The 14,181-nt window shown below is 58.3% G+C and carries 9 protein-coding genes; 3 read left to right on the top strand and 6 right to left on the bottom strand.

Features of this window, described 5'->3' with window-relative positions; all coding sequences use genetic code 11:
• Nucleotides 1–185: 185 nt before the first annotated feature.
• Together glgP and tyrS are read left to right on the top strand one after the other, a co-directional pair.
• Complete coding sequence (glgP, locus tag ABJK56_RS00275; RefSeq protein ID WP_347242664.1) at nucleotides 186–2,474, top strand: alpha-glucan family phosphorylase; 2,289 nt, start codon at nucleotides 186–188, stop codon at nucleotides 2,472–2,474.
• A gap of 76 nt (nucleotides 2,475–2,550) precedes the next feature.
• Nucleotides 2,551–3,843: a tyrosine--tRNA ligase gene (gene tyrS, locus ABJK56_RS00280; protein ID WP_347242665.1), complete on the top strand. Its 1,293-nt coding sequence runs from the start codon at nucleotides 2,551–2,553 to the stop codon at nucleotides 3,841–3,843.
• On the opposite strand, the gene ABJK56_RS00285 is transcribed toward tyrS, so the two are convergent.
• Nucleotides 3,816–5,504, bottom strand: coding sequence for a DUF6798 domain-containing protein (locus ABJK56_RS00285; RefSeq protein WP_347242666.1), 1,689 nt, complete (start codon nucleotides 5,502–5,504; stop codon nucleotides 3,816–3,818). The two genes, tyrS and ABJK56_RS00285, sit on opposite strands and share 28 nt — an antisense overlap.
• 318 nt (nucleotides 5,505–5,822) lie before the next feature.
• Between ABJK56_RS00285 and ABJK56_RS00290 the strand changes: the two genes are divergently transcribed.
• Nucleotides 5,823–6,698 (top strand): NTP transferase domain-containing protein, encoded by an 876-nt coding sequence (locus tag ABJK56_RS00290; protein ID WP_347242667.1) that lies wholly within the window; start codon nucleotides 5,823–5,825, stop codon nucleotides 6,696–6,698.
• Between the two features lie 289 nt (nucleotides 6,699–6,987).
• Here ABJK56_RS00290 and ABJK56_RS00295 read toward each other — a convergent pair whose 3' ends face one another.
• From ABJK56_RS00295 to ABJK56_RS00315, 5 genes are all read right to left on the bottom strand, one after another.
• A complete protein-coding gene (locus ABJK56_RS00295) occupies nucleotides 6,988–8,154 on the bottom strand; it encodes a flavodoxin/ferredoxin-dependent (E)-4-hydroxy-3-methylbut-2-enyl-diphosphate synthase (protein ID WP_347242668.1) in 1,167 nt (388 codons plus the stop codon).
• 18 nt (nucleotides 8,155–8,172) lie between these two features.
• Complete coding sequence (locus ABJK56_RS00300; protein ID WP_347242669.1) at nucleotides 8,173–8,931, bottom strand: amino acid ABC transporter ATP-binding protein; 759 nt, start codon at nucleotides 8,929–8,931, stop codon at nucleotides 8,173–8,175.
• The gene (locus ABJK56_RS00305) at nucleotides 8,928–10,481 is read right to left on the bottom strand and encodes an ABC transporter substrate-binding protein/permease (protein ID WP_347242670.1); all 1,554 of its coding nucleotides are present in this window, start codon (nucleotides 10,479–10,481) and stop codon (nucleotides 8,928–8,930) included. Before ABJK56_RS00305 ends, ABJK56_RS00300 begins: the two co-directional genes overlap by 4 nt.
• Nucleotides 10,459–12,447, bottom strand: coding sequence for a heparinase II/III family protein (locus ABJK56_RS00310; RefSeq protein ID WP_347242671.1), 1,989 nt, complete (start codon nucleotides 12,445–12,447; stop codon nucleotides 10,459–10,461). The genes ABJK56_RS00305 and ABJK56_RS00310 overlap by 23 nt, the downstream gene beginning before the upstream one ends.
• Before the next feature lie 249 nt (nucleotides 12,448–12,696).
• Entirely contained in the window at nucleotides 12,697–14,052 is a 1,356-nt protein-coding gene (locus ABJK56_RS00315; protein ID WP_347242672.1) for a nucleotide pyrophosphatase/phosphodiesterase family protein, read from the bottom strand.
• Nucleotides 14,053–14,181 lie beyond the last annotated feature (129 nt).

Here is a 14,181-nt window from a genome sequence, read left to right on the forward strand (position 1 = left end):
AGTTTTTTTAGTAAGTGCACGACCTGGCGGGACGAGTCGAGCGACGCCTGGGTGGAAAAAAGCGTCGGCCCCGTGCCATTCAGGAGAGTAACGCGGCAACACGGCCTTGCATTTTCTACGTGCAGAATCGCGGGGCACGAAGCGGCCGGTGGGTCGCGCAGATCCGCGCAGGATGCGCGCAAGCCGTGAGCCGATTGAGTCGCGCCATAAAGCGGCACGAACGAACGGCGACTTCGCTCGTTCCCCAGCGGCAGAGCATACGAAAGGAGTGGACCCTGATGGGAATTGCAGAGATTTCCACCAACAACAGTGCGCGTCCGGCAGTGGAGCTGAGCATGTCTGCCCAAACAATGTACGACAAATGTGTCACTCTGGCCCGGAACCTCTGGTGGACGTGGCAACCGGACGTGATCAACCTTTTCCGCGACCTCGACCCTATTCGCTGGCGACAGTTGGACCACAATCCGGTGGCCCTGCTGGCTGAGATGACTCCCGAAAGGTTGGAGGCGCGGGTCGCGGAGCTGGCCCTTCAGAGCCGGATCAATCAGGCCTACCGCCGGCTCAAAGAGTACCTTGCGGAACGCCCATTGTGGGCACGAACGAATGCGGGGGTTCTCGGCTCCAAGCCCGTGGCGTACTTTTCTCTGGAATACGGGGTGCACGAGTCCGTTCCCATCTATTCCGGGGGGCTGGGAGTTCTTTCCGGCGATCACTGCAAAAGTGCCAGCGACCTGGGGGTTCCCCTGGTGGCCATCGGCTTGTTTTACGATCAGGGCTATTTCAAGCAGCATTTGACGGTCGATGGCTGGCAGGAGGAGGAATATATCGATGTTGACGTGACCAAATTGCCCCTCGATCTGGTGACGGATGCGGAGGGGAAACCCCTCATCATCACGTTGGAAACGCGGACCTCACGCCTGCTGGCCAAAGTGTGGCAGATGCGTGTGGGACGGGTGAATATCTATCTTCTGGACACCGACGTGGATGGAAACAGCCCAGAGGACCGCGAATTGACCAGTCGCCTCTACGGCGGTGATAACCGCACGCGGATTCGGCAGGAGCTTGTGGCGGGCGTTGGTGGCGTACGGGTTTTGCGGGCCTTGGGGATCAAGCCGGGTGTCTATCATCTCAACGAAGGCCACAGCGCCTTTGCCGTCCTGGAGGTCATTCGGGAAAAGATGATGGACGACGGCCTGAGTTTTGAGGAGGCCTTCCGGGAGGTCCGCCAGTGCACGGTGTTCACCACTCACACGCCGGTTCCTGCAGGACACGACCGCTTTGATGCGGGCCTGGTGGAGGAACATCTGGGACCGCTCCGCGATGCTCTGGGGATTTCTCACGAGACGCTCATGGGGCTGGGGCGCGTGGAACCGTCTCGGATGGACGAGCCGTTCTGCATGACGGTGCTGGCCCTCAAATGCTCGCGGAAGGCCAACGCGGTAAGCGCCCTTCATGGCCGGGTCACGCGCCAGATGTGGTCCCCGCTGTTTTCCTGGCGGGTGGAAGACGAGGTGCCGATCGGCCATATCACCAACGGTGTGCATATTCCCAGTTGGCTGGCCTGGCAGATGAAGCTCCTCTATGACCGGTACTTCCCCGACCGGTGGTTCGAACGGATGGGGGAACCGGAAGTCTGGCAGGCCATTTACAATGTGGATCCCGGGGAGTTATGGGAAACGCACCTCACGCTGAAAAACCAGTTGCTGGCATTCGTCCGACGGCGTGTGAGCCGGCAGTGCCGTCGCCGCAATGAACCGGACGAGGTGATCGAGGCTGCCCGAACAATCCTCGACCCGAATATCCTCACGATTGGTTTCGCGCGGCGTTTTGCGACTTACAAGCGTGCTCCCCTCATTCTGCACGATATCGATCGGCTTGCCCGCATCGTGAATGATCCGCAGCGGCCGGTGCAGTTTATATTCAGTGGGAAAGCGCATCCCCGGGATACGGCGGGCAAGGAGTTCATCAAGGCGATCGCCAATTTGCGGCACGATCCGCGCTTTGCCAAGCGGATTGTGTTCATCGAGGATTACGACATCAACGTGTGCCGCCACATGATTCAGGGTGTGGACGTGTGGTTAAACACGCCTCGACGGCCGCTGGAAGCAAGCGGGACGAGCGGTCAGAAAGCGGTCCTCAACGGCGCCCTTCACTTTTCGGTGCTGGACGGTTGGTGGGCCGAAGCCTACGACGGGTCGAATGGCTTTGCCATTGGGCATGGTGCCACGCACCGCTCCGAACAGGTTCAGGACGCGCGGGATGCGGAAAGCCTGTACCATGTTCTGGAAACGCAGGTTATTCCCGAGTTCTACGATCAGGATGCTGATGGTTTACCGCGCCGCTGGGTTCTCCGCATGATGAATTCCATCAGTTCGTTGGCCTGGCGGTTCAGTTCGCATCGCATGGTGGCGGATTATGTTCGCCTCGCTTATTTGCCCGCCGCCTGCGGAACCAGCGCGGAAATGCCACGGTGACAATCCACCTCCCAGTCTTGGACAGAAAAACGGAGAAAACTCTTCAGGAGTAGAAAACGGAAAGGTTTTTTAGTTGATGCTGGCCGGGAATGTCTACGAAGAACTCCGCTGGCGGGGACTCATCCATCAGTGCACGGATGAGGAAGCGCTTCCCAAATTGCTTGCCGAGCGGCCGTGCACTGTCTATGCAGGCTTCGATCCGACCGCCGACAGCCTCCATGTGGGGCATCTCATGGCGATCATGGTCTTGCGCCGTTTTCAGCAGGCGGGGCACCGTCCGATCGCCCTCGTCGGTGGAGCCACCGGCATGATCGGCGACCCCAGCGGCAAGTCGGAAGAGCGGAAGCTCCTGGCGCTCGAAGAGCTCCGCCATAATGTCGAAGCGGTGGCTCAGCAACTGCGTCGCTTCCTCGATTTCGATCGCCAGCCCAATGGAGCGCTGCTTCTGAACAACTACGACTGGATGTCCAGATTCAGCTTTCTCGATTTTCTGCGGGAAGTGGGCAAGCACGTTCCCGTCAACGTGATGCTTACCAAGGACTCGGTCAAAGCACGCCTGGAGAGAAGTGACGCAGGTCTGAGCTATACCGAGTTCAGCTATATGCTGCTTCAGGCCTACGACTTCGTGTATCTCTATCAGAACTACGGATGCGAAATCCAGGTCGGTGGAAGCGACCAATGGGGAAATATCACCGCGGGCATCGATCTGGCGCGACGGCTTCTGGGTGTCCAGCTTTACGGGTTGACGTGTCCGCTGCTCACCAAGAGTGACGGAACCAAGATGGGAAAGACGGAGAGCGGCGCTCTCTGGTTGGACCCCCGAAAGACGTCTCCTTATCAGTTCTATCAGTACTGGATCAATGTTGAAGACGACGTGGTGGAAAAGTGCCTCAAGTATTTCACCGACCTTTCCCGCGAGGAAATCGAATCCGTGGTCGCGGAACATCTGGCAGAACCGGAAAAACGTCTCGGGCAGCGGCGTCTGGCCCAGGAGTTAACGCGGCTGGTTCACGGTGAGGAAGGTCTGGCGACCGCGGAGCGAGCGACGGCCATCCTCTTCGGGGGCGAAATCGATCGCTTGACCGACCGTGAACTCAACGACATCTTTCACGACGTCCCCAGTCATGCCGTCAATCGGGAACGACTAGACGGGGGAGGCCTGCCGCTCGTGGAAGCCCTGTGTCTAGCGGGACTAGCCAAGAGCAAGAGTGACGCCCGACGCATCATTCAGCAGGGCGGCGCCTACGTCAATAACCGACGGGTTACCGACCCCGACGCACGTCTCACCCCATCAGATTTGGCAAGCGAAACCACGATCGTCCTCCGCACCGGCAAAAAACACTACGGGCTGCTGCGGTTTGAGGGCTGATCCTGGGGCACAGTTGGGTGTGGCGGCCCCACGCGGTAGACCACGTAGTCGTTGTCCGGGCGGCAAAACACAAGCTCGAAACTCAATGGGGGGGTTCGCTGGGTGAGAATGTACTCAAATTGATACTTCTGCGCCAGAGCGCTCAATCTGGCCTCGCCCAGATCGGTAGCGTTTCGCGCCCACCACTCGCCTCGAATCGGATCGTTGATGAGATAAATATCCTTGAGCTTTGTCCACCAGGCCACGATAGACCGCGCGTCCTGGGGGATTTCTTTCCAGGTCACCACTTCGCTTCGACCGGCATACCATTTAAACGTGCTCTTGGTGAGCGGGGTGAGGAACCGAGCGTCCGCCGGGGTGGCGGTGGAAATCCATTGGCAGACTTCTAGCCATTGTCGGAATTCTCGGCGAGCCACAGGGTCCTCCTGCCAGATGGGCCACACGATGGCAGTTTGCCCGGTCTGCCAGGTACTCCACATGATGTCCGTCCATTCGGTACGGGGAAGTGTCGGCTGCGTGCGAACCGGCACATAGCTGCTCAGGTGGAGGAGAGATCCAACGGCGGCCAGCGTAATGAGTGCAGCTCGGAAAGGTCGCGGAGCGACAATCCGGTCCCCGGCGATCAGGCCGATCCACAGCGCGGCACCAAGCGGAACTGCGACGTCCGAGAGCCGAAACCAGTAATAACGGAGCACCGCGGCTGCAAAATCAGGCCAGATGACCACAGTCCAGGAAAGCATCCAGCCGCAGAGGGCAATGAGCAGGCTCCCCATGGCAAAAAAGCGAACGCGCTGCCAGTCCTGCGTGCCTCGCCACAACTGAGATGCCCCAAGAAAAAGGCCGGTGAGAATCAGAAACTTTGTGATATCCTCAGGGCGAAAACAGCCCGGCACGAGGTGATGGGCCAGGCGCTCGAAAGTGTAAATCCGATTGGCCTCCCGGAGGATTTCCGGCGGCACCTTCCACGTCAGGGCGAGTGAGGGAATGATCCCCGGCAGTGCGAGGACGAGGGCTCCGGCTGCCGCCGGAAGTAACGTTTTCCAGTGCGGCTGGCGGCCTCCCATCAGCCAGACCAGGAAAATCGCGATCAGGGACCACCCGCCAACCAGAACATGAAAGGCGGTTGCCAACCCCAGCAGGATGAGGCTAGTCCGCCATTGACCGGAAGCCAGCGTGCCCAAACCGAATAAAACCATGGCGTAAGCAAAGCCTTTAGCCTCGACGCCCCCGATGACCCATTCCCCCGCCATAGCCAGGCGTTCCTGAAAGGTCCCAAAAAGGACTCCGCTGAGCACAAGTGTCCAGCCGCGGAGCTGCAAACGTCTGGCCAAAAAACACCAACCGGCGGCAAGTAAAGCCCAGGTGACCACTCGACCTGTCCAAGCCAGGGCTGGTAACGGAAGAATCAGCGACAACCAGCCAAACGTGAAATAGAACACTTCGTGGGCGTCACCGGTGGCGAAGAAATCATCCCGCGGACACCACTCGGGATTCCAGAAGTGGGCAGCTTTTCCTAGGTAGTACGGCTCATTGACCTCGGGAACTGGCCAGGCTCCCTGCCATCCAAATACCGCAAATACCACAAGCCACTCCCCGATGCGCTCGATGAGCCTTTTCACCAAGAAGTACCGATCTGGTGGACTGAGCCGACTGGAGACCATGAAGCGCTCAATACCCCGAGTGCAACCAGCACGAACACTCGTTTGTTGCTGAAGTTTCCTTTCCTGCGATGCAAAGCGCTTATCGCCTAATCATACCACGCGGGATTCCAGCAATCGGACGGGGCTAGGTGGGAGACTTTTCATGCACACTTGCCTCGGGGCAGACCATCATCTGTCAGATACGGCTGAAAAAATTGGGATCTCCCGATCCATATGTCGAAGACATAAATAAGCTGTGCGGCTTGCGCGGCTTGAATCGCAAAACTGGCCTGTATCGCTACGGCAACCTGTAACCAATAAGCGGGGTCTGGTGGCAAGATGGCGGCTGGAGTTTGTTGGGCCGATTCGGACGTGGTGCTCATTTTGTGTGCAGGGGACGGAGCTCGGTGGAAGAATTATCTGGGCGTGCCCAAGCAATTGGCGCCCCTTGGTGGTGTGCCCGTTTTGAAACGCTCGATAGAGCTGGTGCGGGAACTCACCGGCTGCGTGCCGGTCGTCGTGACTGCTGACGAGAGGCTATCTCAGTCGGCGCCGCGTGTGTTTTATCCGGCGAGACGTCGCTGGATTGTGGAAACGCTCGCCGGCACCGCCAATCTCTGGGGCCAACGAACGGTTGTCCTCCTGGGAGACGTTTTTTACTCCCGGGAGGCCATGCGGGCCATTTTCGGCTTTCAGCGGGATTTGGTCTTTTTTGGCAGAGCGGGCGCGAGTTTTATTTCCGGCAAGCGTTATGGGGAGATCTTTGCCATTACGTTTACTGCTCCCGTCGCCTGGCTTGTGCTACGGGGTCTTGAGAATGTTATCCACCAAGCAGAACACGGAGCGCGAGGCAAACTCTGGGAATTGCTGTGGTATTTGCGAGCCGTTGGCGGATCTCTCGTGACGTTCCATCGGATCGAGGATGAAACCGACGATTTTGACAGCCCGGCCGATTATCGACGGATGGCTTGGCTCTACCAGGCGTTTGTATCGGAGAAAGAAAGCATCCGTACTGTGGCGAGAATTGTCGGCTTGTTACTATTCGGGCCGCACGCGGCCTGGCATCGCTGGAAGCAGTGGAGAGCGGATTGGCAGAAAACGCAACAGGCCCGTTACGGCACGCCAGCGAGGAGTCCTTTGCGCTTGGCCGGTTATCACCATCCCCCCGGCGCATTCTTGTGCCCGAGCCAGCACGTCCCATGGCCAACTGAGTAAAAAAACTCGCCAGCGCGGCGATGGCGAACCGGAGGGCCCGCTTCTTCACGTGGGCACCGTGAACCCTGCCTTGCGTCATTCTGATTCCGGGGCCCTGCGGTAATCAGAGTCCACGCTAGCCAGGGTTTCTTATCTTGGCGACGGTTCCCTGCGGGCAAAGTATCAGCCCACCGTCAATCCATCGAAAACTCGCGCTGGTCGAGTGTTTTTTCCCGTTTTTGTGTATCGCTCATCAAGGGCTTTCTCTTGAGCGATTGTTATCCTAACCCACCTATCGTTGCGCGGCAAGTCACCCCTCTGTTGGCGTCATCACCCTATCGGAGGATACTCCTGTACGCTCGGCGATGAGGCTATCCAGCTCCTGTTTCAGGCGTGGGAGGATCTCGTCGTAAGTGAAACTGCCGAGACTGACGGGCCCCCTCTTGAGGTTGACATACTTCGGCCCGCACCACAGTCCCAAATCAGCGTCGTCCGTCTCGCCCGGGCCATTCACCCGGCATCCCATCACGGCGATGGTGATCGGATAATTGGCCGCATAAGTGGTCAGTTCCCGTACCTTCTCGGCGAGTTCCACAAAGGCAGCGTTTTCCACTCGTGAACAGCTCGGGCAGCTCACGATGTTGAGTCGGCCGGGAAGCCAGGGTTCCACTGTCACCCGGCCTGCCAACACGTCTTCCACAATTTGCAGCCCAGCCAGGACTTCTTCGTGTTTCCTTTCGTTCGGAAGGGTGAGCGACACACGGATCGTATCCCCGATCCCAGAAGCTAACAGCGGGATAAGCGCTGCCCGGGTTTTAAGGATTCCTTCGGGAGGCATCCCCGCTTCGGTGACTCCCAGATGGAGCGGTACATCGGGTCGGGCGGCCGCAAATCGCTGGTTCAGTTCCACGACCAACCGAGGGTCAGAATCCTTCAGGGATACGCAGTACTGCATAAAGCCCAGGCGATCGAGCAGCTCGCAATGCTCAAGGGCGGATTCCAGCATCGGCGAAATCTTGTCTTCCGGTGGGAACTTGTCTCGTTTGGCCGGATCGACGGAACCACAGTTAACACCGACCCGTAGCGCACAGTCATATTTGGCGGCCACTTCTGCGATGAATCGCACCTTATCCTGCCACGGGACTTGCGGCTGGTGGTGATAGAGATGTCCCGGATTGTAGCGAATCTTGTTGACAAACGGGGCGACTTCGGTGACCAGGCGATAGTTTTCCTGCAGATCGACGGACAGGTTGGCTTCGGTCTGCTGACGGATTTCCCGCAAGGCTTGAGCGTCTTTGGGACTATCCACAGCGATGCGGACGATGCCGGCGCCTGCCTGGCGGAGTTGTTCAGCCTGAGCAGCAGTGGCCGCCACATCCTGCGTCTTTGTCGCGCACATACTCTGAACGACGATGGGGTGTCCGCCGCCAAACATGACGGTGCCCACCCGCACGACGCGTGTCGAATTCCGCGGCATACTCACCTCTATGGGATGTCAAAGTGCTACCTGTTCCAGGAATCGTGAAGTTCGAGGATGTTCCGGCGCAGCGAAAACCTGATGAGGCGGCCCATCTTCAATGATTTCTCCGTCGGCAAGGACGATGACGCGATCGGCCACCCGCTGCGCGAATGCCAGCTCATGAGTCACCAGGATGAGCGTCATCCCCTCGCGGCGCAGATCTTCCAGGACGGCGAGGACTTCCGCCTTCAGTTCCGGGTCAAGGGCGCTCGTGATCTCGTCACACAGCAGGCCGAACGGTTCCATCGCCAGAGCTCGGGCAATCGCCACCCGTTGTTTCTGGCCTCCCGAGAGCTCCCGGGGGTAGGCATCACCACGGTCCCCCATTCCGACCCGGGTCAGGAGTGCCAATGCCCGCTTCTCCGCTTCTTTTCGGGATATTCGATTGACGTGGATAGGGGCTTCGATGATGTTCTCGAGGGCCGTCAGATGCGGGAAAAGCTGGAAGTCTTGGAAAATCATGCCCAGTCGTTGACGGACGAGGCGGAGCGTGGCAAAAGGCGCCGGTCGCTTCCCTGGTCGCAGCACATGGGGGCCGACCCGGACAATCCCCGCGTCGAATGGACACAGCCCATTTAAGCAACGGAGCAGAGTCGATTTCCCCGCGCCGCTCGGGCCGATAATAGCCACCGTTTCACCACGGGCCACGCGAAAAGTGACGTTGCGAAGGACGACGCGGTGGCCGAAGCGTTTCCAAAGACCTTCCACCTGGACCTGGAATTCCTCTCGGTTCACTGTCCTTTTCCCCAGCGTTTTTCTAAGTGTCGCGATAAAGCACCCAGGGGGACTGCCAGAATCAAGTAGAGCATTGCCGTTACAAATCCGATCTCCAAATATTTTAGGCTGGACTTAGCCAAAATTTGATACTGCTTGGTCAATTCAACGACGGCCACAATGCTGACAATGCTCGTGTCTTTAAAAAGGGCGATGAAGTCGTTGGTCATCGGTGGCAGGATGGTTCGGATGGCCTGGGGGAGGATGATGCGGCGGAAGGTGAGAATCCGACCCATCCCCAGCGATGCCGCAGCCTCCCACTGGCCGGCAGGAATCGCCCGAATCCCCGCCCGGTAGATCTCCGCCTCGTAGGCCGCGTAATTGAGTCCAAAGCCCAAAATGGCGGCCGCCATCGGCGATAGCCGCAACGAAAACGGCAGGCCATACACATCGGCCACAGTGGGGAGTCCGTAATACAGGAAGAATAGAAGCAACAAAACCGGGATACCTCGAAAGAATTCGACGTAGCCAACGGCCGCCCAGCGGAGCGGCCATGGTCCAAACAGCCGGGCCAGCGCGATGGGCAATCCTAGAATGATGGCGACGGCCATGCTCGCGATCGAAAGATAGGTGGTGACCCACGCCCCCTTCAAGAGCAGAGGAAAATATGTGGTGAATGTCCATCGGCGACGGGCCTCCGCCAGGACATCGGTCAGCTCAGCACGAGCCAGTTTTTCCTGAGTGTCGTTCCAAAGGCCCCATTTTTCGTAGATCGTGCGGAGCGTGCCATCGGCAATCAAACTGTCCAAGGCGCGATCCACCTGAGCGGCCAACGCTTCATCTTCTTTCCGAAAAGCGATGGCGTAATATCCTTCACCCAGCGGTTCGCCAAGGAATTTCAATTTGGGATTTGGTTTGGCAAAATACACGGCGATGGGAAGGTCCATGAGAACGGCATCGATCCGCCCGAGTTCCAGGTCCAGATACGGCTCCGTTTGGTTGCCGTAGAGCTTGGGGGAAAAGCCCATCTCTTCGAGAAGCCGCTGGGCGGCGGTTTCTTCCAAAGTACCCACCGTGCCGCCGAGAGCGAGCAGCTCCTCGAGATTCTGAAAACGCGTTTCATCTTTGCGAACCACAAGCTGAAGGGTGTACACATAATAGGGCCGTGAGAACCGCACCACCTTTGCCCGGTCGGGCGTGACTTCCAGTCCGTTCATGGCGAAGTCGAAATCGCCCCGCTGGAGACCCGCCACCAGGCTCATGAAATCGTATTGGACCCATTCAATCGGCCGTCCCAATCGTTTGGAAAGGGCCTCGGCCAGGTCTACTTCAAAGCCAATCACGCGATGAGGATCAGCGGGGTCCTGAAAGATGTAGGGGGCACCGCCTTCGGCATCCGCAGCCCAGCGGAGGGGTCGTGTCTCTTCCGCAAAGACAAAGCCCGGCAGGCTACCCAGCGCCACGAGGAAAACGGCCGCGCGACCGCCGAAAAACCTGCTCAGTAAACCTCTTGCCCGCTGCCACACCGTGGGACGGGATAGCGCATGGTCATACATTCTCCACCGGCTCAATGACTATTTCCACAGAAACTTCTTTCACCGGTTCACTCAGTTTCGCAGCCAGCCGAACCGGCTTTTTTCCATATGTAACATCCTCGTTGATCTCCTCTTCCTGCCAGATGAGCTCCCCTGATGTTGGCACAATCCAGACACGGACGGCCTGGCGGCCTTCGCCCACGATCCAGCCCTGCTCTGTCCGCTTCCAGGGTGAATAAGTGATCAACGCCTCCTCAAATTCCTGCGGCGAGCTGAAAGCAACCTCGTCGCGGACCGTGAGACGACCCCGACCTGTCCGCTCATAGACAAACGTTCGCACCAGCCGTTCCAGTTGCTTCACGGCATACGCCGACGACATATCCATTTTCAGGATGTCCGACTGCTCTGTGAATTGGGTTTCAATAATTTTCGCTCGGGCGTCGCTGCCTGGGCGCTGAAGCTGCCCTGCCACCACAGGAACGGGATGACCGTACGAATTGAGAACTCTGCTCTCATAACGCCGGCTGCTGAACGTTCTCGCGGTATAAACCTCGGCACCGGGATCAACGAGTGGTACGCCGCCGGCCAGTGTCACCACAAAACTGCCCACGTCGTTGTGATTGTGATGCTCCGCGTTATGCCCACCTTTCAGGGCCACGGCCAGCTTATCGGGGGAAAGGTCGGCCGGACGGGCGATGAGGATCCCGGCGTCGGCGAACCAGTCCCGAAGGTCATGCCGACGCGGAGCCTCGGCTGTCGTCGGTCGCTGTTGGAGTGAATTGGGCATGGCGAAGACGGCCACCTCCGGCAGAAAGCTGCTGAAGCCCGCTCCCGGGCCCGTGTATCGGCGCTCCAATTCTATGAGGCCCAGGTCGTATCGCCGGCTCAGGTAGGCCATCAGAACAGGGTCGGGACGCGCGCCGAAGTGGCAATCGGCAAATGCCGGATACAGTCCCGGCGCGATCTCCATGCGGAACCCAAAGAGAGCAATCGGGAGAATTTTCGGGTCGGCGAACAGGTCGAGATGGCCACCTGTTGCCTGATAGAGCGTTTCACCAAGCAGGGTGAAATGACCAAAACCGTAATTCCAGTATCCAATGCCTTCGGAACAGTATCCGTCGGGGGTGAACCCTTGCAAAAAGTATTGGATGTATTTTTCTGCGGCAGCAACGAAGAAAGCCCGGCGATGGGAGTCCTGAATATTTTCCAGTGCTGCTCCCACCACGTTGGCCAGACACACCGCGTTCCAGTTGTTAGTTCCTGTCAGCCACCACAAACGGGGATTGCCGGTGTTCACGGCCTTCTCGAACGGGGTGAAAATCCGTTGTTCAAGTTGCTGGGCGATGAGTTGCCGGGTTTTAGGGGAAAGTTTGTCCGCCAGCCAGAAATCGACGGTAGCTAGATTCCACGCTGTGCCCGAGGAGCCGAGGTCGATTTCCACTGTCCGTCCGTGAAAGTTGTCCAGTCGGCCATCGTGAGCAGGCATGACCCATGTTTTCTCCGCAGCCAGGGCTGCGATGAGCTTTTCGATCTCCGGAATGAATCGGCCACGGTTTTCCAGACATTCCGCTACGGCGAGGATAGCCAGTCGGGTTCGTCGGGCACCGTAGGGTCGCTCATACCGACGGCGATTTCCGGTACGGGAAAAATCAAGATAAAGCTCATCCGGTAGATCCGGAATAGGCGTGCGCAGTTCCCTTTCCGCGTCCTTCACGATTCCAGAGAATTCCTCATGTTTCGCCAGGGCTTCCCATATGGCTCGCTCCGATGCGGGACTTCCCACGCCCCGGGGTTCTTTGGGCAGATAGCGCGCCCAGAACTGCACCCGATCGGCTGGCACCCCTCCATCGACCGGCTCACTGCGGACGGCAGCGCTGGCTGCCAGGAACAATATCCCCGCGGTGAACATGAGAATTGCCTGACGGAGGAAAGTTCGGCAGCTCGCTATCCGTGGAAAATACGACCGCCGGGCTTCCTGATGAATTGTGTTGAATCGGATCATGACGTCTCCTCTCCACACATGGACCCAGGGACCGAATCACGTGCTTCCGCCGCATGGTTGACTTTCTGCGGGTGCCGCCAGCAGAAAATCTGGGCATTTCCGTCCTTTGACGGTTTCGACGCCGCGGGCTTGGGTTGGCGATTTCAGGGAGGGCAACGCAGCATTTTCTTTGGTCTGAAGGCGTGACCGTACCAGCAACGACCCGCAATTGTGGCGGACCCCAATTTTCTGGATGCGTGCACGACGTGATCAAGCAAAGGTTGTCAAGTGCATACCAAAATGCTTCAAAACCACGTGGAACACGTCTGTATCCCGGGCAGGCTCTGGGGGCAGGATCCCCGGGTGAGAGCTTATCAGCACTGTTCGCTGGGACTTATCCCGAACGGGCGCACCGTGCGATCCTTGCACGAGTTCCGCCTTCAGGGGAATACCTCGCGTGCTGGGATCGAAAAACAGTTCGACGGGATCATACCCTGGTTTGCGGTGGATGTCCACCTTCCGCGCAAAAGGGGGTGCCAGGTGGTCCTCCAACCAGTAGTAATAGGCGAACCACGCATTGGGCTCTGCCACGAGAATGACTTCTCCACTCCGCGGATGGTTGAGATGGTACCGCGCTCGCTCTTCCAGGGCCAGAACCTCTTCCACACCGGGAAACCCCCGAAATAGGCCCAGCACTTTTTCAATCACGTCAGGCTCGGCGTCTTTCACATAGATATGTGCCACCTGGTGATCGGCCAAAGCCCAGGCCGCACTGTTTTCTGTGTCAAGATATTCCCCGTCTTTTTCTTCACGAACCTTTAAAAGGCCGGCTTCGCGGAGAATCCGGTTAGGATAGACAACCCGCTCTACGGGCGTGATGACGTATTCCCCGGCGACGATCCATAACGGGTCTCCATCATAGGCGTCGCGGAGTCCAGCCATCAATCGACCGAGCACTTCGTCCAGCTCCTGGACGGCTTTCATGGCAGCGGCACTTTCCGGGCCGTCTCGCTGCGCGGCGTAATCCAGGTGAGGAAGATAGATATAGAAGAAGTTCGGCCGGTACTCCTGTGCAAGCTGGATGGCGGATTCCACAATCCATCGCGTGCTCTCGATATTGGCCAGCGGTCCCCAAAAACGGTGCAGCGGAAAATCGCCCAGGGCCTCGCGGAGTTTCCGATAGAGCTCCTCCGGCCGCGTGTAGCACCAGAGGGTTTCCGTGCCGTCAGGATTGTGGATCGGCGCTGGCGTGCAGATGTACTCGGCTCCGCACTCTTTGGAGTGCAGGGGAAACCATGCGGCGCTGACCAGGCCACGCTCGTGATGATAGAGAAAGTCCCATATTTGCGGCGACTCAATGCAGTCATTGGGCGAAGTCCACATTTCCACTTCGTCCCGATCTCGCCAGTAGAAGCCGTTGGCGATCACTCCGTGTTTATCGGGAAGCCGTCCCGTCGTCATATTCGCCTGCACGGGACAAGTGACTGCGGGAAAACTGGGGACCAGGTCCACAATTTCCCCGCCCGCCGTCATTTCCTGGAGGTTTTGCATGCGGGCGACATCTTTTTCCCGCAAATGGGGCACCGACAGAAGCACGACATAGTCATCGAGTTTGGCAGTGCTCATCGGCTGTGTCTCACTGTGTCAATGTTCCTTGCACCGCTTTCATGTCGCACTCTTTCTCTGAACTCGCAATTTTTATCACACCCAGGCGATTCCGGCAATTGATTAAACGCCCGAAATCATGCCCGCTCT

This window comes from Thermogutta sp., from assembly GCF_039793925.1.
Lineage (GTDB): Bacteria > Planctomycetota > Planctomycetia > Pirellulales > Thermoguttaceae > Thermogutta.

What these genes read in the sequence shown, in the direction of transcription:
- ABJK56_RS00295 (WP_347242668.1), bottom strand. Translation starts at nt 8,154, where the DNA reads ATGCCGCGGAATTCGACACGCGTCGTGCGGGTGGGCACCGTCATGTTT.
- ABJK56_RS00290 (WP_347242667.1), top strand. Translation starts at nt 5,823, where the DNA reads ATGGCGGCTGGAGTTTGTTGGGCCGATTCGGACGTGGTGCTCATTTTG.
- ABJK56_RS00310 (WP_347242671.1), bottom strand. Translation starts at nt 12,447, where the DNA reads ATGATCCGATTCAACACAATTCATCAGGAAGCCCGGCGGTCGTATTTT.
- ABJK56_RS00315 (WP_347242672.1), bottom strand. Translation starts at nt 14,052, where the DNA reads ATGAGCACTGCCAAACTCGATGACTATGTCGTGCTTCTGTCGGTGCCC.
- ABJK56_RS00285 (WP_347242666.1), bottom strand. Translation starts at nt 5,504, where the DNA reads ATGGTCTCCAGTCGGCTCAGTCCACCAGATCGGTACTTCTTGGTGAAA.
- tyrS (WP_347242665.1), top strand. Translation starts at nt 2,551, where the DNA reads ATGCTGGCCGGGAATGTCTACGAAGAACTCCGCTGGCGGGGACTCATC.